At 64.1% G+C, this 25049-nt stretch carries 23 protein-coding genes and 1 tRNA gene; 14 read left to right on the top strand and 10 right to left on the bottom strand.

Annotated features, from left to right (window positions below; genetic code table 11):
- Positions 1–35 precede the first annotated feature (35 nt).
- Together speB and argC are read left to right on the top strand one after the other, a co-directional pair.
- Positions 36–989: an agmatinase gene (gene speB, locus JNC62_RS06435; protein ID WP_374837072.1), complete on the top strand. Its 954-nt coding sequence runs from the start codon at positions 36–38 to the stop codon at positions 987–989.
- 150 nt (positions 990–1139) lie between these two features.
- A complete protein-coding gene (gene argC / locus JNC62_RS06430; protein WP_374837070.1) occupies positions 1140–2072 on the top strand; it encodes an N-acetyl-gamma-glutamyl-phosphate reductase in 933 nt (310 codons plus the stop codon).
- A gap of 126 nt (positions 2073–2198) precedes the next feature.
- Here argC and JNC62_RS06425 read toward each other — a convergent pair whose 3' ends face one another.
- Complete coding sequence (locus JNC62_RS06425) at positions 2199–3467, bottom strand: COX15/CtaA family protein (protein WP_374837439.1); 1269 nt, start codon at positions 3465–3467, stop codon at positions 2199–2201.
- Between JNC62_RS06425 and JNC62_RS06420 the strand changes: the two genes are divergently transcribed.
- The gene (locus tag JNC62_RS06420; RefSeq protein WP_374837069.1) at positions 3427–3642 is read left to right on the top strand and encodes a DUF2842 domain-containing protein; all 216 of its coding nucleotides are present in this window, start codon (positions 3427–3429) and stop codon (positions 3640–3642) included. The two genes, JNC62_RS06425 and JNC62_RS06420, sit on opposite strands and share 41 nt — an antisense overlap.
- 187 nt (positions 3643–3829) lie before the next feature.
- Positions 3830–5104 carry a GNAT family N-acetyltransferase gene (locus JNC62_RS06415; RefSeq protein WP_374837068.1) on the top strand — a complete coding sequence of 425 codons (1275 nt, stop codon included), beginning with the start codon at positions 3830–3832 and terminating at the stop codon, positions 5102–5104.
- A gap of 23 nt (positions 5105–5127) precedes the next feature.
- Here the strand turns inward: JNC62_RS06415 and JNC62_RS06410 are convergent, their stop codons facing one another.
- Positions 5128–7347 (bottom strand): Wzz/FepE/Etk N-terminal domain-containing protein, encoded by a 2220-nt coding sequence (locus tag JNC62_RS06410; RefSeq protein ID WP_374837066.1) that lies wholly within the window; start codon positions 7345–7347, stop codon positions 5128–5130.
- A 202-nt stretch (positions 7348–7549) separates the two neighbouring features.
- Here JNC62_RS06410 and JNC62_RS06405 point away from each other — a divergent pair, with 202 nt between their 5' ends.
- The 9 genes from JNC62_RS06405 to JNC62_RS06365 all read left to right on the top strand — a co-directional run bounded on the left by JNC62_RS06405 (position 7550) and on the right by JNC62_RS06365 (position 14946).
- Entirely contained in the window at positions 7550–8128 is a 579-nt protein-coding gene (locus JNC62_RS06405) for a polysaccharide biosynthesis/export family protein (protein WP_374837065.1), read from the top strand.
- Positions 8129–8133: 5 nt separating this feature from the next.
- Positions 8134–9315, top strand: a complete 1182-nt coding sequence (locus JNC62_RS06400; protein ID WP_374837063.1) for a glycosyltransferase family 4 protein — start codon at positions 8134–8136, stop codon at positions 9313–9315.
- Between the two features lie 57 nt (positions 9316–9372).
- Entirely contained in the window at positions 9373–10944 is a 1572-nt protein-coding gene (locus JNC62_RS06395; protein ID WP_374837061.1) for an undecaprenyl-phosphate glucose phosphotransferase, read from the top strand.
- Between the two features lie 56 nt (positions 10945–11000).
- Complete coding sequence (locus JNC62_RS06390) at positions 11001–12200, top strand: O-antigen ligase family protein (RefSeq protein WP_374837437.1); 1200 nt, start codon at positions 11001–11003, stop codon at positions 12198–12200.
- Positions 12187–13341: a glycosyltransferase gene (locus tag JNC62_RS06385; protein ID WP_374837059.1), complete on the top strand. Its 1155-nt coding sequence runs from the start codon at positions 12187–12189 to the stop codon at positions 13339–13341. The genes JNC62_RS06390 and JNC62_RS06385 overlap by 14 nt, the downstream gene beginning before the upstream one ends.
- Before the next feature lie 236 nt (positions 13342–13577).
- Positions 13578–13654 (top strand) — tRNA-Pro (locus JNC62_RS06380).
- A gap of 197 nt (positions 13655–13851) precedes the next feature.
- Entirely contained in the window at positions 13852–14016 is a 165-nt protein-coding gene (locus JNC62_RS06375) for a hypothetical protein (protein ID WP_374837057.1), read from the top strand.
- A 283-nt stretch (positions 14017–14299) separates the two neighbouring features.
- Positions 14300–14434, top strand: coding sequence for a hypothetical protein (locus tag JNC62_RS06370; RefSeq protein ID WP_374837055.1), 135 nt, complete (start codon positions 14300–14302; stop codon positions 14432–14434).
- 167 nt (positions 14435–14601) lie between these two features.
- Entirely contained in the window at positions 14602–14946 is a 345-nt protein-coding gene (locus JNC62_RS06365; protein ID WP_374837054.1) for a hypothetical protein, read from the top strand.
- Between the two features lie 86 nt (positions 14947–15032).
- Here the strand turns inward: JNC62_RS06365 and JNC62_RS06360 are convergent, their stop codons facing one another.
- The 7 genes from JNC62_RS06360 to pcsA form a co-directional block, all read right to left on the bottom strand.
- Positions 15033–15791, bottom strand: coding sequence for a FadR/GntR family transcriptional regulator (locus JNC62_RS06360; RefSeq protein WP_374837052.1), 759 nt, complete (start codon positions 15789–15791; stop codon positions 15033–15035).
- A gap of 387 nt (positions 15792–16178) precedes the next feature.
- A complete protein-coding gene (locus JNC62_RS06355; protein WP_374837051.1) occupies positions 16179–17249 on the bottom strand; it encodes a BMP family ABC transporter substrate-binding protein in 1071 nt (356 codons plus the stop codon).
- A gap of 52 nt (positions 17250–17301) precedes the next feature.
- Positions 17302–18222: an ABC transporter permease gene (locus tag JNC62_RS06350; protein ID WP_374837049.1), complete on the bottom strand. Its 921-nt coding sequence runs from the start codon at positions 18220–18222 to the stop codon at positions 17302–17304.
- On the bottom strand, positions 18222–19319 hold the full coding sequence (locus tag JNC62_RS06345; RefSeq protein WP_374837047.1) for an ABC transporter permease: 1098 nt from the start codon (positions 19317–19319) through the stop codon (positions 18222–18224). The genes JNC62_RS06350 and JNC62_RS06345 overlap by 1 nt, the downstream gene beginning before the upstream one ends.
- Positions 19309–20883 (bottom strand): ABC transporter ATP-binding protein, encoded by a 1575-nt coding sequence (locus JNC62_RS06340; protein WP_374837045.1) that lies wholly within the window; start codon positions 20881–20883, stop codon positions 19309–19311. The genes JNC62_RS06345 and JNC62_RS06340 overlap by 11 nt, the downstream gene beginning before the upstream one ends.
- A gap of 42 nt (positions 20884–20925) precedes the next feature.
- Positions 20926–21897 carry a quinone oxidoreductase family protein gene (locus tag JNC62_RS06335; protein ID WP_374837043.1) on the bottom strand — a complete coding sequence of 324 codons (972 nt, stop codon included), beginning with the start codon at positions 21895–21897 and terminating at the stop codon, positions 20926–20928.
- A gap of 18 nt (positions 21898–21915) precedes the next feature.
- On the bottom strand, positions 21916–22641 hold the full coding sequence (gene pcsA / locus JNC62_RS06330) for a phosphatidylcholine synthase (protein WP_374837042.1): 726 nt from the start codon (positions 22639–22641) through the stop codon (positions 21916–21918).
- 264 nt (positions 22642–22905) lie between these two features.
- On the opposite strand from pcsA, the gene JNC62_RS06325 reads away from it, so the two are divergent.
- The gene (locus tag JNC62_RS06325) at positions 22906–24111 is read left to right on the top strand and encodes a UbiH/UbiF family hydroxylase (RefSeq protein ID WP_374837040.1); all 1206 of its coding nucleotides are present in this window, start codon (positions 22906–22908) and stop codon (positions 24109–24111) included.
- Here JNC62_RS06325 and JNC62_RS06320 read toward each other — a convergent pair.
- Positions 24079–25041 carry an AEC family transporter gene (locus tag JNC62_RS06320; protein ID WP_374837038.1) on the bottom strand — a complete coding sequence of 321 codons (963 nt, stop codon included), beginning with the start codon at positions 25039–25041 and terminating at the stop codon, positions 24079–24081. The two genes, JNC62_RS06325 and JNC62_RS06320, sit on opposite strands and share 33 nt — an antisense overlap.
- Positions 25042–25049: the final 8 nt, after the last annotated feature.

The following is a 25049-nucleotide window of genomic DNA, read 5'->3' as shown; positions in this document are numbered from 1 at the left end:
TTGTCCACGTTCCCGGCGCTTTTCAGGAGGACAAATTGGCCAACAAGACCATCGACCACGCGGTAACGGCGAAAACGCTCAAGAGTGCCGCTTCCGATCCGACGTATGCCGGCATCCTCTCCTTCATGCGCCGCCGCTACACGAAGAACCTGAAGGACGTCGATGCCGTCGTCTGGGGCATTCCCTTCGATGCCGCCACATCCAATCGCCCTGGCGCACGCTTCGGGCCGCAGGCCATCCGCCGGGCATCGGCGATCATGGACAACGACCCGCAGTACCCGTTCCAGCAAGACCTGTTCGAAAACATGGCCGTGATCGACTATGGCGACTGCCTGCTCGACTACGGCAACCACCAGAAGACGCCGGCCACGATCGAGCGCGAGGCCACGAAGATCCTCAAATCGGGTGCCTATCTGTTGACGCTCGGCGGCGACCACTTCGTCACCTGGCCGGTGCTCAAGGCCCACGCCGCCATCCACGGGCCGCTGTCGCTGGTACAGTTTGATGCCCACCAGGACACATGGGGCGACGAGAAGGGTCGCATCGACCACGGTTCCTTCGTCGGCCGCGCCGTCAGGGACGGCGTCATCGATCCCGACAGTTCGATCCAGATCGGCATCCGCACCCATGCGCCGGAAGACTGCGGCATCCGCATCATGTACGGCTACGAGGTCGAGGAGATGACCGCCGACGCCATCGCCGACACGATCGTGCGCCATGTCGGCGATCGCCCCTGTTACCTGACGTTCGACATTGACTGCCTCGATCCGGCCTACGCCCCCGGCACGGGCACGCCCGTTTCCGGCGGCCCCTCCAGCGCCAAGATCCTCTCGGTGCTGCGAAAGCTCGGTGCGCTGCACATCAAGGGTGCCGACGTCGTCGAGGTCGCGCCGGCCTATGACCACGCCGACATTACCGCCATCGCCGGGTCGACGATCGCGATGTACATGCTCGGCCTGCGGGCGGGCTGGCTGGCCGAACGGCGATAGACCCGCCCGGCAGTACTCGCGCATTGAAAGCGCCATGGGGAGGCGTTATAGCCTCACCATGGCGATCGGACTGCGCCTTTGAGCCTACGCCTGAATAGCGGCGGCAGTCTCGAGTTCCTTACGCGCAGCGGCAGACTGAAAGGCACCCCCATGAAACCGAAGATCTTCATCGATGGCGAACACGGCACGACGGGCCTGCAGATCCGCACGCGCATGGCCGACCGCACCGATGTCGAACTTCTGTCGATCCCGGAAGCCGAGCGCCGCAACACCGCGATGCGCGAGGACCTGCTCAACAGCGCCGACATCGCCATCCTCTGCCTGCCGGACGACGCGGCCAAGGAGGCCGTCGCCATGGTGGCGGGCAACAACAGGGTGCGTATCATCGATACATCCACGGCCCACCGCGTCCATCCGGACTGGGCCTACGGCTTTGCCGAAATGGATAAGCGCCAAGCCGACCGGATCGCCGGAGCCCTCTACGTCGCCAATCCCGGCTGCTATCCGACCGGCGCGATCGGCCTGATCCGCCCGCTGCGCCAGGCCGGCGTGCTGCCGGGGGACTACCCCATCACCGTCAACGCGGTCTCCGGCTATACCGGCGGCGGCAAGCAGCTGATCGCGCAGATGGAAGACGCCAACCACGCGGATCACATCGATGCGCCGCACTTCCTCTACGGCCTGCCCCTGAAGCACAAGCACGTGCCGGAGATGCAGGTGCACGGGCTTCTGTCGCGCCCGCCCCTCTTCTCGCCCTCCGTCGGCAAGTTTCCGCAAGGGATGATCGTGCAGGTGCCGCTGTATCTGGCGGACCTCAACGACGGCGCCTCGCTCGGCACCATTCACGCGGTGCTTGCCGATCACTATGCCGGGCAGGACATCGTCGAGGTCGTTGACCTGAAGGAAAGCGCGAGCCTCGCGCGGGTCAACGCGGTGGAACTGGCGAATACCGACCGAATGAAGCTCTACGTCTTCGGCACCGCCGGCGCTGCGCATGTCAACCTGGTGGCGCTGCTCGACAATCTCGGCAAGGGGGCCTCGGGCGCGGCGGTGCAGAATATGGATCTGATGCTCGGGAACTGAGCGGCCGGCTGCGATCGGTCGGCATTTGACAGATAGCCAGAAGGGCGCCGGTTCCGATTGGACCGGCGCCCTTCCTTCATTGCATTGCGACAGGTCCGCGCGGCGGGCGCCGCGGCGTCCAGCCTGTCACGCCCCGACCTCGATCCGCGCCTCTTTCGGATACGCGCCGACGAAACCGCGCCAGTGGGCGACGGCAAAACCGAGGACGATGAGGGCACAGCCCTGGTGCGCGAGCGCCCAGGCAAACGGCACCTGCCAGATCAGCGTCAGAATGCCGATCAGCGCCTGCAGGCTGATGAGGCCGAAAAGCAGGACGGTCCGGCGGGCGTGCGTGGTTTCGGGGGCGGCCCGCAGCGAGGCGATCATGTGCACGAGCGCCAGCGCCCAGAGCACATAGGCGCCGCAACGATGGACGAACTGAACCGTCTTGGGGTTTTCGAACAGGTTGATCCACCACGGCTGCTGGACGAACAGGTCGCCCGGCACGATCGCCCCGTCCATCAGCGGCCAGGTGTTGTAGGTCAGTCCCGCATGAAGCCCCGCGACGAGGGCTCCCAGGTAGATCTGGATCAGGGCCATGCAGGCGATCGCCGCCGCCATCCCCCGCGAGCGCGCCGTCGGCGCCCGATCGTCACTATGCGGCGACAGCCCGCGCATGATCCAGGTGCAGGCAGCGAAGATCAGGCAGGCGATCGTAAGGTGCGTGGCCAGCCGGTATTGGCTCACCGAGACCCGTTCCGTCAGCCCGGACGAAACCATCCACCAGCCGATAAAGCCCTGGAATCCGCCAAGCGCCAGCAAGCCCACCAGCGGCCAGCGCAAGCGGCGCTCGATCCGTCCCGTCACCCAGAAGAAGACCAGCGGCAGCGCAAAAACCAGGCCGATGGAGCGGGCGAGGATCCGGTGCCACCATTCCCACCAGAAGATCGTCTTGAAGCTCTCCACGGTCATGTCGCTGTTGAGCTCGGAGTACTGCGGAATGCGCTTGTAGAGCTCGAACTCCTCCTGCCATTCGGCCGCGGTCATCGGCGGGATGACGCCATGGATCGGTTTCCATTCCGTGATCGAAAGGCCCGAACCGGACAGGCGCGTGGCCCCGCCCACGAGCACGAGTGCAAACAGCGTCAGCAACACGACGGCAAGCCAGCGACGCACCAGCCGGCGATTACGGTCGTTGCGATCGATGTCACTCAACAACTGCTGTTCTGTCGCGGCGGCGGTGATGGTCATGGCGGCTCCTGTCTTATCGTCGTTGATTTGCATCACCGGGCCATGCAAAACAAGCCTGAAACCTTTGCGGCATCCGGTCGCGGCGACTTGGCCGGGCTGCCCGCGCAACAAATGAGAACTTTCGATGCCCCCTCGCCTGCGCAAACTGATCGGCACGATCCTGATTATCATACTCGTCATCGTCTACGCACTGGTGGCGACGACCGTGGCATCGCTGACGCTTGCGACCTCGCCCTGGTGGGTCCACATGCTCTACTTCTTCTTCACCGGGCTGCTCTGGATCCTTCCAGCCATGCTGATCATCAAGTGGATGGAGAAGCCGTCCAAGCCGCGAGACTGACGAGCGGCTGAGCGCTCCGGCCCTGTAGATCCCGGGCGAAGTGAAACCGTTAGCCTCCCGCTAACCCTGGCGGCGATTTTTGCCGGACAGATCACGCCACGCTCGCGGACGTAAACCACTTACCGATCATGCCCGCGTAAGGTCGGCAGCGGCAGCGTAGCCGTGAGGGGATGCAATGGGGCTGGACATGCGTGCAATGCAGCTTGATTTCCAGGTCATGCCTGCGGACGGGGAGGTTCTCGGCAGGCTAGCGCGCTATGCCCCCGGTGCCGGCCGGCGTGCGTCCGTCATTCCGTTTACGATCCAGTTGCACAACCGGATGGAGCCGCTCGAGGCGACGTGGCGGCGGCTGGAGACGGGCGGCGACCTTTCGCTGCACCAGAGCTATGACTGGTGCCGCGCCTGGGCTCAGACGCACGACAGCCGCCTGCTGATCGTCGAAGGCGTTCATGCGGGCCGGACGGAGCTCATCATGCCGCTGGAAATCGTGCGCCGGGGCCCGGTGCGCACGGCGCGCTTCCTCGGCTCGCGTTTCAGCAACATCAATACCGGCCTCTACACGGAAAGCTTCCGGTCGCTGGTAACTCCGGCGATGCTGCGCCGGGCGCTCGACCAGGCACGCTGGCAGTTCTCCCGCCATTTCGACCTGTTCATGCTGGAGAACATGCCGCTTCGCTGGCGCGGGCATGAGCATCCGTTCTCGCGCCTTCCCGCCGTGTTGAATCAGAATGCGGCCTACCAGTTGCCGCTTCTTGCGGACTTCGATCAGACGCTTGCACAGGTGAACGCCAAGCGACGGCGCAAGAAGTTCCGCCAATCCGAGCGCCGGCTGGAGGCACTCGGCGGGTATCAGCACTTCATTGCCGAAACACCGGGCGACGCCGGCGCCACGCTTGACCGGTTCTTCCAGCAGAAGGCGGCGCGCTTCGAGGCCCTGGGATTGCCCAACGTGTTTCGGGACGAGGAAACGCAGGCCTTCTTCCGCGCCCTGGCCCGCATTCCGGCAACGAAAGACGCCTATGCCCTGCAACTGCACGCGCTGCGGATCAGAAGCGGTGACGACCAGGGCAAGATCATTGCCATCGCTGGTCTTTCGCGCAAAGGCGACCACGTCATCTGCCAGTTCGGCTCGATCGATGAGACGTTGGCGCCCGAAACCAGTCCCGGTGAATTCCTGTTCCACCTGATGATCAGAAAGCTCTGTGGCGAGGGCGTCGCCTTGTTCGATTTCGGCATCGGCGATCAGGCGTACAAGCGTTCCTGGTGCAACACCGAGACGTTTCAGCACGACCTGCTCTGGCCGACAACGGCCGCAGGCAGAGCGGTGGCGGTGCTGCACCGCGCCAAGGCGAGCGCCAAGCGTGCCATCAAGCAGAGTCCCCGACTGTACGGCTTCGTACAACGCCTTCGCGCGGGCACCCCAGATCTCAGCGAGAGCCCCGGCGACCGGGACTTGAACTGAGGCCAGGCGGGTAAGTCGACCGCTCAGGCCGCCTGACGCCCCGGATAGGGCGGGTGCACACTGCCGGTCATCAGCACGATCTCGCTGTATCCGGCATCGCCAAAGGTTTCGATAAGCTCGACAAGCCGGTCCTCGTCGGCACCGGGGATCGAAAGTATGATCTCCGCCTTGCCGGACCGGGTCAGCCGGCGGACGCCCTCCACCTCCGCCGCCCCACATTCGACGAGCACCGTGTCGTAGGCATCCGCCAGCGCGTCGATGATCATCGACAGCCGGTCGATGCCGCGCATCGCCCGTTTGATGTTTGCGTTGCCGCGCGCAACGATGTGTGCCTTCGACCCTTCGTCGCCGTGAATGATGTCCGAGAACGCCGCATCACCGACGAGCAGATCGGTGATCCCCGGTAGCCACGTCGTCGCCGCCATCAGCCGGGTCGGGCATGCCGAACCGGTCAGGTCGACCAGCACGGTCTTTCGCCCGCTATCCGAGATGGTCCGCGCCAGCGCCACGGTGGCAGACGAGCCGGGATCGCCGGACGGCGAGACGACGATTGCTATTGGCACAGCGGTCTCGATCAGATGGCGCGCCACCGCTGCGACCGTGAAATCCTCGTCGCCTTCATCACCGCCAGAAGGCTGCGTGTCCTGGCCATGCAATTCCTCGGGCACGTCTGCGTCGAATGCGGCCAGCAGAGACGGCCCGACCGAAGCGTCGGCTTGCGCAGCAAGATCCGTTTCCGACAATGCGCGCCGTGCCGCCGCCACGTCGGCACGCGGGGCTTCGCGCGCCTCTTGCAACGGTTCGTCCCAGAAGTTGGTCTCGGGTTCCTGATGGGTCGGCGAAACGGGCTTGAGCGCACGCCCGCTGAACAGTTCTCCGAGCATGATGGCAACGACAGACAGGAGGAACCCCGCCATGCCGCCGACGATCGTGACCGGCAGCACCTTCGGGAACTGCCGCTCGGTCGGCGGCACGGCCGCCGAGATGATCCGGGCATCCGCGGGCGTCGCGTTGGCGCCGGTGCGCGAGGCCGCTTCGCGGTAGCGCGCCAGATAGGTCTCCAGCAGCTGCCGCTGCGCCGTCGCTTCGCGTTCCAGCGCCTTCAACCCCACCTCGTCCTCGCCCGCGCGCGCCGAATCGGCCTTCAGCGTGTTGAGTTGCTGCACCAGCTGCTGCTCGCGCAGGCGGGCGACCTTGGCCTCGTTCTCAAGGCTCGCCAGGATCTTGGTCGTCTCGGTCTTGATCTGGCCGCGAATCCCGGCGAGTTGCGAGCGCAGTCCCTTCAGACGCGGGTGCTGATCGAGCAGCGACGTCGAAAGGTCGGAGATCTGGCCTTGCAGTTGCGCCTCGGTCTCCTTCAGCCGCTGGATCATCTGGGAACCGACAACATCGCTCAGCGTGTCCGGCTCGCCGCCGGTCTTCAGCACCGCGCGCACGCTTTCGGCCCTCGCCTCGGCCGTCGCCTTTTCCGTGCGCACCCGCGCCAGCTCGGTGGAAATGTCGTTCAGCTGCTTCACGGCGAAGGTGGTATTCTCGCCGGTGGGCAGCAGGTCGGAACTGGAGCGGTACTTCGCCACCTTCTCCTCCGCCTCGCGCACCTTCTCCCGCAGGTTGGCGATCTCCGGCTCCAGCCAGCGCGTCGCCTCCGTGTTGCTGTCGAGCTTCGCACCGCTCTGCAGCGAGAGGTAGACTTTAGCCATCTCGTTGGGGATTGCGGCGGCGAGCATCGGATCCCGGGAGGTAAACTCGATCGCGACGACCCGCGATTTTTCCGCCTGGTAAACGACCAGCTTTTCCTGGAATTCCTTCAGCACGCGCTCTTCCGGCGGCAAGTCGAGCGGATTCTTCTTCAAGCCGAATGCCACCAGGATGTCGGACAGGGCGGAGGGGTTGGCGGTCGGATCGAATTCCGGCAGCTCATAGAGCTTCATGTCGCGGGCGACCTGTTTGATGAGGTCTGCGGACTTCAGCAACTGCACCTGGCTGGCCACGCCCAGTTCGTCGACCGCCGGCTCACGCCCGGCACTGCGGTCCGCGCTTGTCGTGAACTCGGGCTCGCGCCCCTCGATCAGCAGGCGGGTTTCGCTGCGATAGGTCGGCGCGATCAGGCTGGCGACACCGAACGCGAGGCCGGCGGCGGCGACAGTGGCCAGCAACACCTGCCGACGGCGGCGCCAGATCGCCCGCACCAGGCCGCCGAGGTCGATATCGACATCGTCCTGCGCTCCGTAACCGCCAGACATCCACTACTCCATGAACACGCAACTTCACGCGCACGGTAAACAATCATGGTAACCCAAGCGTTAATGTCAGGCACCAATCACAACCGGCCAGATCCGCTATCAGAGAAATCGCCATCCGCCCGCGGCGGAATTTACCGGCCATTAACCCTAACGGATCGATAACGATGAGCGAAACGAGGCACTTCCGGCAGGCAAGGGCGAAATGGCTTTCGCAAGGACAATCAGAGTCGCGATCATAGCAGCGGCAGCGCTCGCACCGGCCATCGTCGCCGGCTGCAGCGGCTATCGCCCCGCCCCGAAAGCCTTCCAGGAGGCGACGATCCAGCCCTATCGGCTCGACAGCGGCGACCGGTTGCGCGTCACCGTGTTCGATCAGGCGAACCTCACCAACACCTACCTGGTGGACCAGGCCGGCTACATCGCGTTTCCGCTGATCGGGTCCGTGCCTGCGCGCGGCAACACCATCCAGGAGATGGAGAGCATCATCGCCGGCAAGCTGCGGCAGGGATATCTGCGCGATCCGGACGTTTCCATCGAAGTGGCCAACTATCGCGCCATCTACATCATGGGTGAAGTCGGCCAAGCAGGCCAATACAGCTACGTCGCAGGCATGACGGTGCAGAACGCAATCGCCGTCGCCGGCGGCTTCTCGCCGCGAGCGAACCAGGCCAATGTCGACGTTACGCGCAAGATCAACGGCAAGATCATCACCGGCCGCGTCTCGATCTCCGATCCGATCATGGCCGGCGACACGATCTATGTCCGCGAACGGCTGTTCTGACGTCCATGGCGAGCGAGCCTCCACTGCGCATCATCCACTGCTTCCGCTCCCCGGTCGGCGGGATTTTCCGGCACGTGCGCGACCTCGCGGAATACCATGCCCGGCAGGGCCACGAAGTCGGTATAGTCTGCGACAGCAGCACCGGCGGCGCCTATGAGGAGGCGTTATTCGACCAGATCCGGCCGTTTCTGTCGCTGGGGATCTTCCGGTTGCCGATCCGCCGCTCGGTCAGTCCTGGCGACCTGCGGGCGCTGTGGGGCAGCTATCGTGAAATAAGAAGTTTGCAGCCGGATGTGCTCCACGGGCACGGCGCCAAGGGCGGCGCCATTGCCCGGCTCATCGGCTCGGCGTTGCGGGTGAACAGGTATCGCGTAGCCCGCCTCTATTCGCCGCATGGCGGCAGCCTGCATTACTCCCGCGCCACGATGACGGGAAATGCCGTGCTGCTTACCGAGCGGCTGCTCGAATCCTTCACCGACGCCCTCGTGTTCGTCTGTGATTTCGAGCGCCAAACCTACGTTGCCAAGGTCGGCAAGCCCCGCTGCCGAAGCGAGCGCATCTATAACGGCATCAGCGACCGCGATTTCGACACCATTTATCCGCAGGAGGGCGCGGCCGATTTCCTCTATATCGGCATGCTCCGCGACCTGAAGGGGCCGGACGTCTTCATCGATGCCTTCGCCAGGACGGAGCGGCGGGTTGGTCGGCCGCTTTCGGCATTGATGATCGGCGACGGGCCGGACAAAGAGAAATACGAACAGACGATGCTGCGTCTCGGTCTTGGGCGGCGGATCGCAATGATGCCGGCCATGAAGGCACGCGCGGCGTTTGCGATGACGCGCGCGGTCGTCGTCCCGTCGCGGGCGGAATCCATGCCCTATATCGTGCTCGAGGCGCTCGCCGCCAATGTGCCGGTGATCGCGAGCCGCGTCGGGGGTATCCCGGAAGCGCTCGGCCACGGCAACATCGCATTGGCCGAACCCGCCGATGCCGACGCGCTCGCAGCGACGATGGCCCGCTCAGTGACCGACCCGAAGTGGCGGGCCCAGGTGATGCCGGAGCCGATTTGCTTCAAGGGGAAGTTTTCCGCCTCGGTCATGGCTTCGTCGATGATGAGGCTCTACCGCGAACTTCTGCCACGCCCTGGCTGCAAGGCAGGTTGTACGGTCTCGCCCAACCTCGCGTAAGCGGTTTCTTAGGGGCTTTCTGCTATCCGGTGCGCATGATCGAGCCGGATGCATGCCATGACCCGTATTGACAAGCCAGACACCTTCGACCCGGAACGGATCCGGCGCAAGGTTTCCGAAGTGCGCACCATCGAACCGGGTGTCGCGGCCGAGGAGCAGGATGGCGGCAAGACGGTCGAACTGAACCCGCTCGCCCAGCAAATCGCCCTGCAGTTTCGCGCGGAAAATTACTCGCCGAACATGATCACGGGGCTGCTGCGGCTGTTGGAGTTCACGGCGCTGTTTGCCATCGGCTATGGCATCACGAGCTTCTACGTCGCCCCGTCGCTGGACATGATGCTGTTCTACATCGGCGTGGTCGCGGCCGGCTCGGCGTTGGGCGTCCTGCTGCTACATCTGGCCGATACCTACCAGATCCCGTCGCTAAGAGCGGCCTGGAGGATGACGCCCCGGTTGCTCGGCGCCTGGGCAATTGCGTTCGCGACGATGGCGCTCGCGCTTTTCTTTTTCAAGGTCGCCGAAAACACCTCCCGTGTCTGGTTCATGCTCTGGTTCGTGTTCGGCGCTATCTATCTCGTGGCGGAGCGGCAGCTGATCGCCTACTCGATCCGCCGCTGGGCCCGGAACGGCACGATGGAGCGCCGTGCCGTGATTGCCGGCGGCGGTGAACCGGCCAAGGAGCTGATCCGCGCGCTGGAGCGCCAGCCGGACAACGACATCCGCATCTGCGGTATCTTCGACGACCGAGACGAGCGCCGATCCCCCTCGATCGTGGCCGGCTATCCGAAGCTCGGAACGATAGCGGAGCTGGTCGAATTTGCGCGGCTGGCCCGGATCGACATGCTCATCATCTCGCTGCCGCTCTCGGCAGAGACGCGCATCCTGTCGCTGTTGCGCAAGCTCTGGGTGCTGCCTGTCGACATCCGCCTGGCGGCGCATTCCAATGGCCTTCGCTTCCGTCCCCGCAGCTATTCGCAAGTTGGCAACGTCCCGCTCCTTGACATCTTCGACAGGCCGATCGCCGACTGGGATTCGGTGGCAAAGCGCATCTTCGACATCGGCTTCAGCCTGCTGGCGCTTCTGCTGCTGTGGCCGGTCTTCATCGGCGCAGCCCTCGCCGTCAAGCTGACCTCGCCCGGACCGATCATCTTCAAGCAGAAGCGACACGGCTTCAACAACGAGATCATCGAGGTCTACAAATTCCGCTCGATGTACGCCAACATGTCCGATCCGACCGCAAGGGCCGCCGTCACCAAGGGAGACCCACGGGTGACCCCGGTCGGACGCTTCCTGCGCAAGTCCTCGATTGACGAACTGCCGCAGCTCTTCAACGTGCTCAAGGGCGAACTGTCGCTTGTCGGTCCGCGCCCGCACGCCATCCAGGCGCAGTCGCACGACCGCAAGTACGTCGACATCGTCGAAGGCTACTTTGCCCGACACCGGGTGAAACCGGGCGTCACCGGCTGGGCCCAGATCAACGGATGGCGCGGCGAGATCGACCATGACGACAAGATCCGCTACCGCACCGAGTTCGACCTCTACTACATCGAGAACTGGTCGCTGCTGTTCGACCTGAAGATCCTGCTCCTGACGCCGATCCGGCTGCTCAATACGGAAAACGCGTATTGAGCGCCGCGGTCCTGCCCTTGTCCCCGCCGCTGCGGCCGCGGCTTGCCGCCATCGGCATGATCGCCTCTGCGCTCGTGACCATCGGCGTGTTCCTGTCCGGTTTCGTCATATCCGAACCGGCGCCCTACGAGCTCTTCATGGCGGGGCTGATCGGCGTCTGGGCGATCCTCGGGCTGCGGATCTCGCGCAGCGTCGCACCGCTTCTGGCGCTGCTCTTGACCTTCAACATCGGCGGCATGCTGTCGCTGACGGTCATGACCGACATGGCCGACGGCCCGATGTATGTCGCCGTCTCGCTGTTCCTCGCACTGTCGTCCGTCTTCTTCGCCGCGATCATCGAGGCGAAGCCGCAGCGGCTGCAGCTGATGTTTCGCGCATGGGTCGCAAGCGCGCTGATCACGGCCACGCTCGGCATCCTCGGCTATTTCAACGCCTTTCCCGGCAGCGAAGCCTTCACGCTCTATGATCGTGCAAAGGGCGCGTTTCAGGATCCGAACGTCTTCGGTCCCTTTCTCGTCGCCCCCGCCCTCTATCTGATGCATGGCCTGCTCGCCAATCGGCTGACACGGGCACCGCTGAACATTGTCGGGCTTCTCATCATCGCGCTCGCATTGTTCCTCTCGTTCTCGCGCGCGGCCTGGGCGTTGTTTCTGTTTTCGGCGGTCGCGCTGGTCTTCGTGATGCTGCTCAAGGAGCGCACCGGGGCCTTCCGGCTGAAAATACTTGTGCTCAGCGTTTCGGCTGTCGGGCTCATGGTGATCGGCCTCGTCATTGCCTTGCAGGTTCCGCAGATCGCCGAGCTGTTTTCCAGCCGCACCCAGCTGGTACAGGAGTACGACGGCGGCCATCTCGGCCGCTTCGCCCGGCACCGCCTCGGCTTCCTGATGTCGATGGAACATCCGCTCGGCATCGGCCCCATGGTGTTCAGCACGATCTTCCCCGAGGACGAGCACAACATCTGGCTGAAGTCGCTGACCAGCTACGGCTGGCTGGGTTTTCTCTGCTACCTGACGCTGGTGAGCTGGACGCTCTGGGCCGGCTTCCGCAACCTGCTTCTGAACCGTCCCTGGCAGCCCTATCTGATGATCGCCTACATCGCCTTTGTCGGTCACACGGCGATCGGCTTCGTCATCGACACCGATCACTGGCGTCACTTCTATCTCATCGTCGGCATTCTCTGGGGCTGTTTCGCCCTCGAGCACCGCAACCGCAAGCGCTTCAGGCCGAACCAGCGAAACGATCATGGACCGGCATAGCGACAGGGCGACGCGGCCCCTGCGCCTGATGCAGGTGCTCGAACCAAGCGGCGGCGGCTCCGGGCGCCATTTCATCGACCTATGTCGCGGGCTCAAGCAGCGCGGCCACACGATTCACGCGGTCTATTCGCCGCGACGCGCCGAGGAGCGCTTCGTCGGCGAACTCGCCTCGCTTGGCCTCGACGGCATCCACCTGCTCGACATGGCCCGCTCGCCGGGCTTGTGCGACTTCGGCGCCTTTGCCAATCTGCGCCGCCTGATGCGGAAGCACGGCCCGTTCGACGCCATCCACGGCCACAGCTCGAAAGCCGGCGCGCTCGCGCGGATCCGGCTGCCGGGCCGTCATCCACCGCGGGTCTATACCCCGCATGCGTTTCGGACGATGGATCCTACCTTGGGCAAGGGCGGCAGGATCGTCTACGGCACGATCGAGACATGCCTCGGACGATTTTTCACCGACCGCGTGATCTGCGTCTCTGCCGACGAATACGCCCATGCCCGCGCGATCGGCATACCACGCAGGAAGCTGTCGATCGTCGTCAATGGCGTGGATACCCCGCCGGGCGGGCTGCGCGGCACGATCCGGCAGGCGCTCGCCATTCCCGCCGAATCCTTCGTCTTCGGCTTTGTCGGCCGCCTGTCGCCGCAGAAGGCGCCCGAACGCCTGGTTGACGCCTTCACGATAGCCGCAGCGAAACTGCCGGAGGCGCATCTTCTTATGGTCGGCACCGGAGAGCTGGAGGACCTGGTGCGCAGTCGGATCGACCAAAGCCCGGCCGGCGCACGGATTCATCTGACACATCGTTACACCGGCCCGGAGGCAATCGATGCGGTCGATGCGATCGTCATGCCGAGCCGCTACGAAGCGATGTCCTACGTCATGCTGGAGGCGGCCGCCGCAGCAAAACCACTGATTCTCACCGATGTCGGCGGCGCATCGACCGTGCTTGAGCACGGCTGCAACGGCATTCTGGTTGCCAACGATGACACCCCTCACCCGCTGGCAAGCGCGATGGTCGGGCTCGCAGAGCCTTCACGCCTGCAGCGCTACGCCATGGCCGCGCGCTTGCGCATGAACGACTACGATCTGCACCGCATGATCACGGAGACCGAGGCGATCTACCGCAGCCTTGTCACGTAAGGCACCGCCGCAACTTGTGACCATCTCGGCTTCTACGCTTCAGAACTCTTGAATTCGTGTATCTTTTCATCGCGGAGTGGCGGCTATCCGGCAGACACGCTTTGGTCTCGCCGTGGCCGAGCGCCATCCTCACAGCGTCCGTCGCGCCCGTAGCGGGATCATCCTCGCAATTTGTTGGCATAGGTGAAATTGCCCCTTGCATCCCCGGCATCGAGCCTATAGGGGTTGCGACGGTTCGGAGCGTAGCGCAGCCCGGTAGCGCACTTGACTGGGGGTCAAGGGGTCGTGGGTTCGAATCCCGCCGCTCCGACCATTTTCTAATTGTCCCGCCCGCGCGGGTGTCATCCTTTTTGACTGTCAGCTGCATGCGCTCATGCCGGCCATTCTGGTGGGCGCTGGCCCAAGGCCGGGGCGATCCAGAACGCACGGTGCGGATCCCGCGAGGGATTGTCTCCGATGCACCAAGGGAGGACAATCGCCTCGCCGCTTGCCGCGGCACTGGAGGCTTAGATGACCCACCGCGTTCTGAGTGCCGCCGTTGCACTGGTCCTGCTGTCGCTTGCCGGTTGTGCAAGCGAACGGGCCAATACCTTCAGCACCACCCCGGCCCAAGGCCATGAAGGCAAATCCGCGGACGGCGGCGGAGGCATGGGCGGAGGCAGCGGGGGCTACTAAAGCGGGTCGCGATCCTTCGGATTCGCTTCCCGCGCTTTAAGTCCTTGTTTTACGCATGTCGTTTTCACAAAACCGCTGCACACTTTTGCGCGACATGCTTTGGCAGCGCGGCATCTCGTATTCGCGTGCGCCCGAACCTTGGCCGAGGTCACCCATCAAGGCGCGCGAGCCCGCAATCGTCCATCCCGACGTGGCCAACCCGGCTCGTCCCGAAGGCGCGCCTTGCCCGCGGCTTCCCGCCCACCGGCCACGCATGCTATCCTTGTCAAGGGAGGAGCATGTCATGGAAAATTTTCTTGCATTGTTGGCCATCGTTCTCGGTTCCGCCGTGCTGGGTCTCGCGCTCGCCTACGGCATGCGGCGGCAGCGCCAGCAGCAACGTCCACAGCACCATGACGAAGCCTCGCCGCGCTTCTAGAGCATGGCTCTCCGAACGTCGGCACCGGGTTCGCGACAAGTTCCTGTCGATCGTGATCGGCGTCAGCCGGACCCAAATCTGAAGTTCGGGGGGGCTTGGTCTGCGCAGGGCCCGCTTGCGCAGACATGCGCTCGACAGGCTGGCGAGGCTGTGCAAGACTGTCAGCCATGATCGAAAGCAGCGATGCCGAACTCGAAGACGAACGCCTGAAGCTGGTGAAGGAACTGGCACGCGTGAAGCAGAGCACCACTGCCGAGCTTCTCGCCCGCAATTCACCGGGCACCACCGGCTTCCATGAGGCTACCCACACGGCTTCGATCGTGCTCGACCTTCTGGACCAGCACCTCCTGCACCATCCCGCCATCGCCGGAAATGCCGAGTTGTTCCGCTATGCCTCGCGCGCCAGCGAGGCGCTGTTCAACCTCTATCAGTCGATGGGAGCGGCACAGGTCGAGCACCACGCCGAGGACGGCCTGCGGCCCGAGGACCTGAATGCCAGCAATGACGACTGAGCGGCGCGAGCGCAGATCCACTCGGCCGGCGTTCTGAACGTTCCAGCAGAACCGTCAGATTGGTTTTCGTCCGACCGAAGCCGATGTCAGGGAACCCGCGGCTGACTGCGATCGTTCAGTGCATCGACGACGCGTTCGCGGCCCACGCGAATGACATTCTCCATTGCGCGACGGGCGCCCGTTTCGTCGCGGCGGCGGATTTCCTCGACAATGCGGATGTGAGAGACGGCGACATCGTCGATCTTGCTGCGATCCCGGGCCGGCGAACTGAGCCGGAAAACGCCGACCAGCGCCGCCTCGATCAGGCTTCCGATCGTGCGAAAGAAGGGGTTGCGGGACGCCTCGAGCACGCTCAGGTGAAATTTCAGATCGGCCATGGCCAGCGTTTCCGCCGTATGCTCAGGATCTCCCATCGCCATGGCGAGGCGCATCATGTGGCTGATATCGGCATCCGTGGCAAACCGCGCAGCAAGAGCGGCGGCATGCGGCTCGAAAGCCAGCCGGACCTCGCTGAGATCCAGCAGGAAAGCCTCGTCGACGCCTTTCGCAAGCTGCCAGGTCAGGATGTCGCTGTCGAACAGGTTCCATTGCGCCCGCGGCGTGACACGGGTGCCGACCCGCGCCCGGGGCACGATCAGCCCCTTGGCAGCCAGCGTCTTCATCGCCTCGCGCAACACCGTCCGCGATACCCTGAAGCGAGCGGCGAGTTCAGCGTCTCCCGGCAGGGTCGATCCGACCGGAAACTCGCCAGCGACGATGGAGCGTCCCAGTTCGTTGACGACCTGCGCGTGACTGGTCCGCGCGTTTGCCCCTGTGATGACGGTTTCGAGCAGCCCCTTGCGCAATCGATCCTATCCTCTCCCTGCCGCCGCCCATCCCTCGATGCACGTGCTGCAATGCTTCAATCAAATCGGTAAGGCAACTCCTCGACACCCAACCACCACCGTGATTACGTCCAGTTCCAACCCGACCGCAGCGGGGACTAGCCAAGGTATAAAACGAGAAGGCGATTCCCGAAAGCCGGGCTGGCATGCGCTCTTGCGCTCTTCACTCCCGGTCAGCCTCAGGAAAAAACCATACCGTATTGCTTTTTCACCCTAAAATCGCGGACAAATTTTGGCGGAGTGCAGACGTCCCCTCAAGCCAATGGCCCCCGAAGCGATCGCGCTTCAGGGGCCACTGTCGTCTCTCCTGTCAATTGACGCGGCCGGGTTGGCCGCTATCGACCGACCTTACTGCGGCAGCTTGTCGTCCACGCCGGCGATGTAGAAGTTCATGCCGAGCAGCGTCTGGTCGTCGGCCTTCTCGCCTTCCTTCAGCCACTCCGAGCCGTCCTGCTTCTTGATCGGGCCGGTGTAGGGATGCAGTTCGCCGGACTTGATCTTGGCTTCGGTCTCCTCGGCCATCTTCTTCACATCATCCGGCATGTTGGTATAGGGCGCCATCGTCAGGATGCCGTCCTTCAGGCCGTCCCAGATCTGTTCCGACTTCCAGGTGCCGTCCATCAGCTGCTTGGTGCGCTTGATGTAGTAGGCGCCCCAGGTGTCGACGATCGCGGTCAGCTGGGTCTCCGGGCCCGCCTTGATCATGTCGGAGGCCTGGCCGAAGGCCTTGATGCCGCGCTCGGCGGCGACCTGCATCGGCGCGGTGGTGTCGGTGTGCTGCGTCAGGATGTCGACGCCCTGGTCGATCAGGGCCTTCGCAGCGTCGGCTTCCTTGCCCGGGTCGAACCAGGTGTTGGCCCAGATGACCTTGACCTTGAAGTCGGGGTTGACCGACTGCGCGCCGTGAACGAAGGCGTTGATGCCCATGACCACTTCCGGGATCGGGAAGGACGCGATGTAGCCGGCGACGCCCTTCTGCGACATCTTCGCGGCGATCTGGCCCTGGATATAGCGGCCTTCATAGAAGCGCGAATTGTAGGTGGCAACGTTCGGCGCCGACTTGAAGCCGGTCGCGTGCTCGAACTTCACGTCCGGGAACTTCTCGGCGACCTTGATCGTCGCGTCCATGAAGCCGAACGAGGTGGTGAAGACCAGCGCGCAGCCGGAACGGGCCATGCGCTCGATGGCGCGCTCGGCATCCGGGCCTTCCGGAACGTTTTCGAGGAACGGCGTCTCGATCTTGTCGCCGAACTCGGCCTGCAGCGCCTGGCGGCCGATATCGTGCGCCTGTGTCCAGCCGCCATCCGTCTTGGAGCCGACGTAGATGAAGCAGATCTTGGTCTTGTCCTGGGCGCTTGCGGAAGCGGCAAAACCGAGAACCGCGGCCGAGGTTGCAAGTGCGAGCAGAAGTTTTTTCATTTCGACCCCTATAGGTTTGAGATTTGGTATTCCCGTTGTTTCTTTTTCTTGTTCATCGATCAGGCACGAACGGCTTTCCGAGCGATGCGGGCGTGTTGATCAGCGTCATGCGCCGATTGTGCGATATCAGAACGAGCACGACGACCGTGGCCGCATAGGGCAGTGCCGACAGGAACTGCGAGGGGATCCCGAGCCCGAGCGCCTGGGCGTGCAACTGGCTGATGGAGACAGCCCCGAACAGATAGCCGCCGGCCAGCACGCGCCACGGCCGCCAGGAGGCGAATACGACGAGCGCAAGCGCGATCCAGCCGCGGCCCGCCGTCATGTTCTCCACCCATTGCGGCGTATAGACGAGCGACAGCTGCGCACCGGCGAGACCGGCGCAGGCACCGCCGAACAGAACAGCGAGATAGCGGGTCCGAATGACGCCGATACCAAGCGCGTGCGCCGAGGCGTGGTTGTCGCCGATCGCCCGGATCTTCAGCCCCGAACGGCTCTTGAACAGGTACCAGTTCACGCCGACGACGAGCGCAATCGAGATGTAGAAGATCAGGTCCTGCTTGAACAGCAATGGCCCGAAGAACGGGATGTCGGACAGCAGCGGAACTGTGATCTGCGGCAGCTTCGTGCCGGACATGCCGACATAGGCCTCACCGATCTGGCCGGATACGCCAAGACCGAGAATGGTCAGCGCGAGGCCGGTCGCCACCTGGTTGGCCCCCAGCGTCAGCGTCAGAAAACCGAAGAGAAGCGAGAACACTGCCCCGCCGGCAATCCCGGCAAGAATCCCGATATAGGGAGAGCCCGTGGCGTTAGTCGCTGCGAAGGCGAGCACGGCGCCCATGATCATCATGCCTTCGACGCCGAGATTGAGGACGCCGGCACGCTCAGTCACCAGTTCGCCGAGCGCTGCCAGCACCAGCGGCGTCGCCGCGGTGATGACGGTCAGCAGAATCGCTTCGACAATTCCCATTATTCGGCCCCGCCTTGTGCCGCCGCCGCCGTCCTGCCGGAGAAGACGAGCCGGATCTTGTATCGAATGAGCGTGTCGCACGAGAGCACGAAGAACAGCAACAGCCCCTGGAACACGCGCGTCACCTTGTCGGAGACGCTGAGGGTCAGCTGCACCGCCTCGCCGCCCACATAGGTCAGCGCCAAAACCAGTCCGGCGACGATGACGCCGAGAGGGTTGAGGCGGCCGAGGAAGGCGACGATGATCGCGGTGAAGCCATAGCCGGGCGAAATGATCGGCTGCAGCTTGTTGATATTGCCGCTGACCTCGGAAATGCCGGCGAGCCCCGCAAGCGCCCCCGACAGCAGCATCGAGAACCAGATCATCCGGCGCGACGAGAAGCCGGCGAAGCGCCCGGCCCGCTCCGACTGGCCGAGCACCGTGATTTCGAAGCCCTTCAGCGTGTAGCGCATCATGAACCACACAAGCAGGGCCGCAACGATGGCGAAGACGAAGCCGAGGTTGGTGCGGCCGGAGGCCAGGATCTCCGGCAGAACCGCTTCCGGCGCGAAGTCGCGCGTGATCGGGAAGTTGTAGGCTTCCGGGCTGCGCCATGGACCGCGCACGATCCAGTCGAGGAAGAGCTGGGCGATATAGACCAGCATCAGGCTCGACAGGATCTCGTTGGTATTCAGGTTCGCCTTGAGGAAGGCCGGGATCGCGGCATAGAGCGCGCCGCCGACCATGCCGAAGATCAGCATCAGCGGCAGCACCAGCGGTGAATGCCATTCGTGGAAGACCACGGGGACGATCGCACCGGCGATCGCGCCCATGATGAACTGCCCTTCAGCGCCGATGTTCCAGTTGTTGGAGCGATAGCAGACCGAAAGACCGACGCCGATCAGGATCAGCGGAGCGGCCTTGATGGCGATCTCATGCAGCGACCAGACGTCGAGCAGCGGTTCGACGAAGAAGCTGTAGAGCGCGCTCACCGGATCCTTGCCAAGCAGGGCAAACATGATCCCGCCGGCGATCACCGTCAGCACCAGCGCGACAAACGGGGAAAGAACGGCGTAGAGGACCGACGGCGTGGGCCGCCTCTCGAGCTCAATGCGCATGGACGGCCTCCCCGCCTTCTGTCTTGTCGTGCATCCCGCCCATGAGAAGACCGATCTTTTCGCGCGTCATGTCGCGGGCCGGATAGGAAGCCGACAGCCGCCCCTCGCTGATGACGGCAATCTCCGTCGCCACCTCGAAGATCTCGTCGAGATCCTGGCTGATGACGAGCACGGCCGACCCGGCCTTGGCGAGGTCGACGAGCGCCTGGCGGATGCGGCTTGCGGCACCGGCATCGACGCCCCAGGTCGGCTGGTTGACGACCAGGACGGCGGGCTGTCGGTCGAGCTCGCGGCCGACGATGTATTTTTGCAGATTGCCGCCGGAAAGAGAGCCGGCGAGCGGGTCGTCGCCGCTCTTGCGCACGTCCATCGCCTCCGAAATCCGCCGGGATGTCATCCGGACCGCCATGGACTTGATGATGCCAAGCACACCGCCCCCCAGGAACGCTTCGCGGTCGGACTGGTTGCGGGCGAGCACGAGGTTGTCGGACAGTGACAGGCCGGTGACGGCGGCATGTCCGTGACGCTCTTCCGGGACGAAGCTCGCGCCCATCAGGCGCCGGGCGGTGATGCCATGCCTGCCGACCGGCTGCTGGCGGATCCGCACGGCGTTGGCATCGCGAACGGGAAACTCGCCCGACAGCGCATCGAACAGTTCGCCCTGGCCGTTGCCGGCAACGCCGGCAATCGCGAGCACCTCGCCGCCATGCACCTTGAGCGAGATGTCTTTCAGTGCGACAGCGAAGGGCGTGCGGGCCGCGACGCTGAGATGGGCAACCTCGAGCAGCACGTCGCCCTTGGTGTGCGTGCCTTCCGCCGTGACCGTTGCCACGTCGCTTCCGACCATCATGCGGGCGAGCGAGGCCGGCGTCTCCTTCCGCGGATCGCAATCGCCGGTCACCTTGCCATGGCGCAGCACGGTGGCGCGGTCGCAGATGCGCTGCACCTCCTCCAGCCGGTGGCTGATGTAGAGAACCGAACGTCCCTCAGCCTTCAGCTTGGCGAGCGTCTCGAACAGCCGGTCGGCCTCCTGCGGCGTCAGCACCGAGGTCGGTTCGTCGAGGATGATCAGTTGCGGGTTCTGCAGCAGCGCGCGGACGATCTCGATGCGCTGGCGCTCGCCGACGGACAGGTCGGCGACGTGCGCGTTCGGGTCGAGCGGCAGGCCATAGACGCGAGACAGGCGCGCCGCCTCCTCCGCGACCTTGGCGAGCGAGATCTTGGGGGGCAGCGACAGCGCGATGTTCTCGGCGACCGTCAGCGCCTCGAACAGCGAAAAATGCTGAAACACCATGCCGATGCCAAGGCTGCGCGCAGCACTCGGACTCCCGATCGAAACCGCCTGACCCTTCCAGAGGATCTGCCCGTCCGTCGGCTCGAGCACGCCGAACAACATCTTCACCAGCGTCGACTTGCCGGCACCGTTCTCACCGAGAAGCGCATGGATCTCGCCCGGCTGGATGTCCAGATCGATCCCGTTGCAGGCGGCAAACGTGCCGAAAAACTTGGTCAGGTTGCGCACGGCCAGCAATGGCCTGCCCGCGGACGCTCCAGCGACTGACACTATGCCCCTCTTTCCTCGCAACTCGTCCCGTCCGCTACCGCGTCAGGGAACAAGCAGCGTCGTTCCACTTGTTTTTCTTGTTTCCAGATCCGCGTGGGCGCGCCCCGCTTCCGCCAACGGATAAGTCTGATTTATATTGATACGCACTTTGTTACTGCGCACAACATCAAAGAGGGAATTTGCACATGCGTCTAGCTCGGCGCGTGTCGCGACATAGTGGAAGAGCGTGGGGCGGGTGGCAAACAGTGAGCCCTTCTGCGCCAGCAACCCGATGCTGAAGGCGTCCACCGGGCCGGAGGAGTTGCCGAAACTCACCCACATTCCGCGCGGCTTCAAGCAGTCCAGCGACTTGGGGAACGTGTCCTTTCCGACGGAATCATAGACCACGTCGCATTTCTTGCCGCCGGTCAGTTCCAGCACGCGCTCGGCAAAATCTTCCTTGGTGTAGTCGATGACATGGTCGTAGCCGTGCGCCAGCGCCAGGTCGATCTTCGCCTTCGATCCGGCTGTACCGATGACGGTCGCTCCGAGCGCCTTCGCCCACTGGCCGGCGATCAGGCCGACGCCGCCGGCCGCCGCATGGAACAGGACCACATGGCCCGGCTTGATCGGAAAGGTCTGAAGCAGCAGGTACTGCGCCGTCATGCCCTTCAGCATCATCGCCGCCGCGGTCTCCAGCGAGATCTCATCCGGTACCTTGACCAGGTGGCTGATCGCAACGTTGCGTTCGGCCGCATAGGCGCCATCGGCCGAGGCGTAGGCGACGCGATCTCCGAGGGCGAACTCCGTTACCCCCTCGCCAAGGGCGGTCACGGTCCCCGCCCCCTCCTTGCCGGGAATGAACGGCAGATCGGTCTTGTAGAGGCCGGTCCGGAAATAGACGTCGATAAAGTTCAGCCCGATCGCGGCTTGGCGGATACGGACCTCACCCGGCCCGGGCGGCGACAACTCGATCTCCTCGACCTTCAGCACCTCGGGACCGCCGAGCGACCGGATGACGATTGCCTGTGTCATCTGACTTCTCCCCAGGGATCAGTGTTTTCCGAGACGTGGGAACAACTGCAGCACCGCGCCGATAATGTAAAGATAGATCCCGGTTCCAACAACACCGAGGACCACCCATTGCGGCGTCTCGAAATGCAGCAGAAGCGCGTAGCCGCCAAAGGCCGCCCAAGCGAAGAAGACGATGAGGTTGAGCGGCCGCAGGCGCTGCACCCGGACCGGGTGCAGGAAGTTGATCGGCATGAATGTCAGAAAGACGGACACGAAGACGACGATCGATGCCGTCACCTCGCTCGCCTTGATGACGAACAGCGTGAAGACGATCATGTTCCAAACGACTGGGAAACCTGAGAAGAAATTCTCGTCCGTTTTCATGCCCATGTCGGCATAGTAGATGGCACTGGACACGACGATCGCGCCCGCGGCAACGAACGACCAGGGTTCACCGATCATGCCGCTCTGGTAGAGGGCGAAGGCGGGCAACAGCACGTAGGTCACGTAGTCGATGACGTTGTCGAGCGTATCCCCCGACCAGTTTGGCAGGACCTCCTTCACCCGCACCTTTCGGGCAATCGGCCCATCGATGCCGTCGACCAGCAGCGCCAGCCCCAACCACCAGAACATGTCGACGAAGCGATGCTCGGCGGCAGCGACGACACCGAGAAAGGCCAGGAAGGAGCCCGATGCCGTCAGGATGTGCACGGAAAAGGCCCGGATCTCGGCATAGGGAACGCGTCGGTAATTGAAAAACTTCATCGCCTGCCTTGTTTGCCCCCGCCGGGCGCCCCGCCTTCTGAATTGTGCGGCCTTACCTGCTGACAGCGCACGCTTTTCGTCCGTAATATGCACTGATTGGCTGCGGCTTCCAGCGAAAATCGGGCAACCGGCTGGCGCGTCGCAGACGCGCGGCGCACCTGCGCCGTTTCTACCCATGGATTTTGCCAGATTTCAGGCTTAGTTTGCCAGAAATGACCTGCGGGCAATTCTGTGGGTAAGCATGTGTCGAAAGAAGTACACCGCATGAAAGCCTTTGATATCGCCGTCGTCGGCGCCGGCCTGGCTGGCAATCTGGCGGCATTGGCCCTCGCCGATTCGGGTCGAAGCGTGGCGCTGGTGGCCCCTGCCGCACGCCCGCACGACGGCCGCACGACGGCGCTAATGGCCCATTCGATCGAGTTCGTCCAGGAACTCGGGCTGTGGGACGAAATCGAAAACGTCGCAGCGCCCCTCGAGACGATGCGCATCCTCGACGGCACGTCGCGGCTCTTCCGCGCCCCGCCGGTCAGCTTCCGCTCCAGCGAGGTGGGTCTGCCAGCCTTCGGCTACAACATCCCCAACGCGCCGTTCCTGAACAATCTCGAACGCCGCATTGCCGAGCGCGAAACGATCACCCGCTTCGCAACGACGCTCCAGCGCCTTGGTTCTTCCGGCAACGCGGTTGAGTTGCACCTCACCGACGGGACCGCGATCCTGGCGAACCTTGTTGTCGGTGCGGATGGCCGCCAATCGGAGGTCCGGCGCCAGAGCGGCATAGCCGCACACACCTGGACCTATCCGCAGACGGCGCTTGTGCTCAACTTCACGCATGAATTGCCACACGCAAACATCTCGACCGAGTTCCACACCGAAAGCGGCCCTTTCACGCAGGTGCCATTGCCCGGCCGCCGCTCCAGCCTCGTCTGGGTGCTGTCGCCGGCGGACGCGGAGGCAAAGCGCGCGCTCCCGCTTGATCAACTCAGCCGCGCCGTCGAAGAGCGCATGCAATCGATCCTCGGCGCCGTCTCCGTCGAAGGCTCGCCGCAAACCTTCCCGCTCTCCGGCATGCAGGCAGACCGCTTCGGCAAGGGCCAGGTGGTCCTGCTCGGCGAGGCCGCCCACGCCTTTCCGCCGATCGGCGCCCAGGGACTGAACCTCAGCCTGCGCGACGTGATGGCGCTACGCGACCTCCTCAACGATCCCGGCCAGCCGATCACAACGATCGGCGATGCGTTCGACCGTCGTCGGCGCGCCGATATCCAGAGCCGGACCGCCAGCGTCGACCTGCTCAATCGCTCGCTGCTTTCGGCTTTCCTGCCCGTGCAGATCCTGCGCACGGCCGGCCTGCACATGCTGTCCGCGCTCGGGCCGCTGCGCAGCGTGGTGATGCGCGAGGGCGTCGAACCCGGCGGCTCGCTCAAGGCCTTCCGCGATTCCTTAAGGGAACGGGTCAGCCGGAAGCAGGCCTGACTTGATCAGGTAAAGCAGAAGCGTGACGGTTGCGACCGACAGAACGGTCGTGATCAGGATCGTCGCCGAGGCGCGCTCCTGCCAGACGCCGTATTGCTGGCCGATGACGAAGACGTTGGTCGCGGTCGGAAGCGCGGCAAGCAGGACGGCAGTATAAACCCAGACCGGATCGAAGTTGCCGGAAGCGCCGAGCACCAGATACATCGCCAGCGGCAGGAGCAGGAGCTTTGCCGGCACGATGTAGGCGATCTCCGCCGGTACGCGCTTCAACGGCCGCAGCGCCAGCGTCACGCCCATGGCAAACAGCGCGCAGGGTGCGGCCGCCTGCGCCAGGTAATCGATCAACCGCTGCAGCGGTGCGGGCGCCTCGAAGGAGAGGAAGGCCGCGACAAAACCCGCCGCTGTTGCGAGGATGAACGGATGGGTCACGATTCGCCGGACGACGTCAGAGGCGACCGCGACGGCCGAGCGCCTGTCGCCGCCGGAGAACGACATGAGCGCCGGCGCCACCGTGAAATGCAGCATGTTCTCGAAGCAGAAGACCAGCGCCACCGGCACCGCCGCCGGCTCGCCGAATGCCAGTAGCGCCAGCCCCGGCCCCATGTAGCCGATGTTGCCATAGGCTGCGGCAAGCCCCTGGACCGTGGCCTCGGCAACGGTGGCGCGCCGGAGATAAAAGCCGATGACGAAGATTAGCCCAAACACCAGGTAGGTGGCGCTGACATTGGCAAGGATGAAATCAACGCGCGTCAACTGCTCGATCGGTGTCTTCGAGACGAGCCTGTAGAACAAAGCCGGCAGCGCGATGTAGATGATGAACGTGTTGAGCCAGCCGAGCGCCTCGGCAGGTTGTCGGGTGATTTTCGCGGCCAGGTAGCCCAGCAGGATCATGCCGAAGAACGGCAGCACCAGTCCCGTTATTTCCGCCATGCGACCCG

Origin of the sequence: Mycoplana ramosa (assembly GCF_041930185.1) — a bacterium.
Lineage (GTDB): Bacteria > Pseudomonadota > Alphaproteobacteria > Rhizobiales > Rhizobiaceae > Mycoplana > Mycoplana ramosa.
The sequence above is the reverse complement of the archived record's forward strand: the minus strand, read 5'-3'. Positions and strand labels throughout refer to the sequence as shown.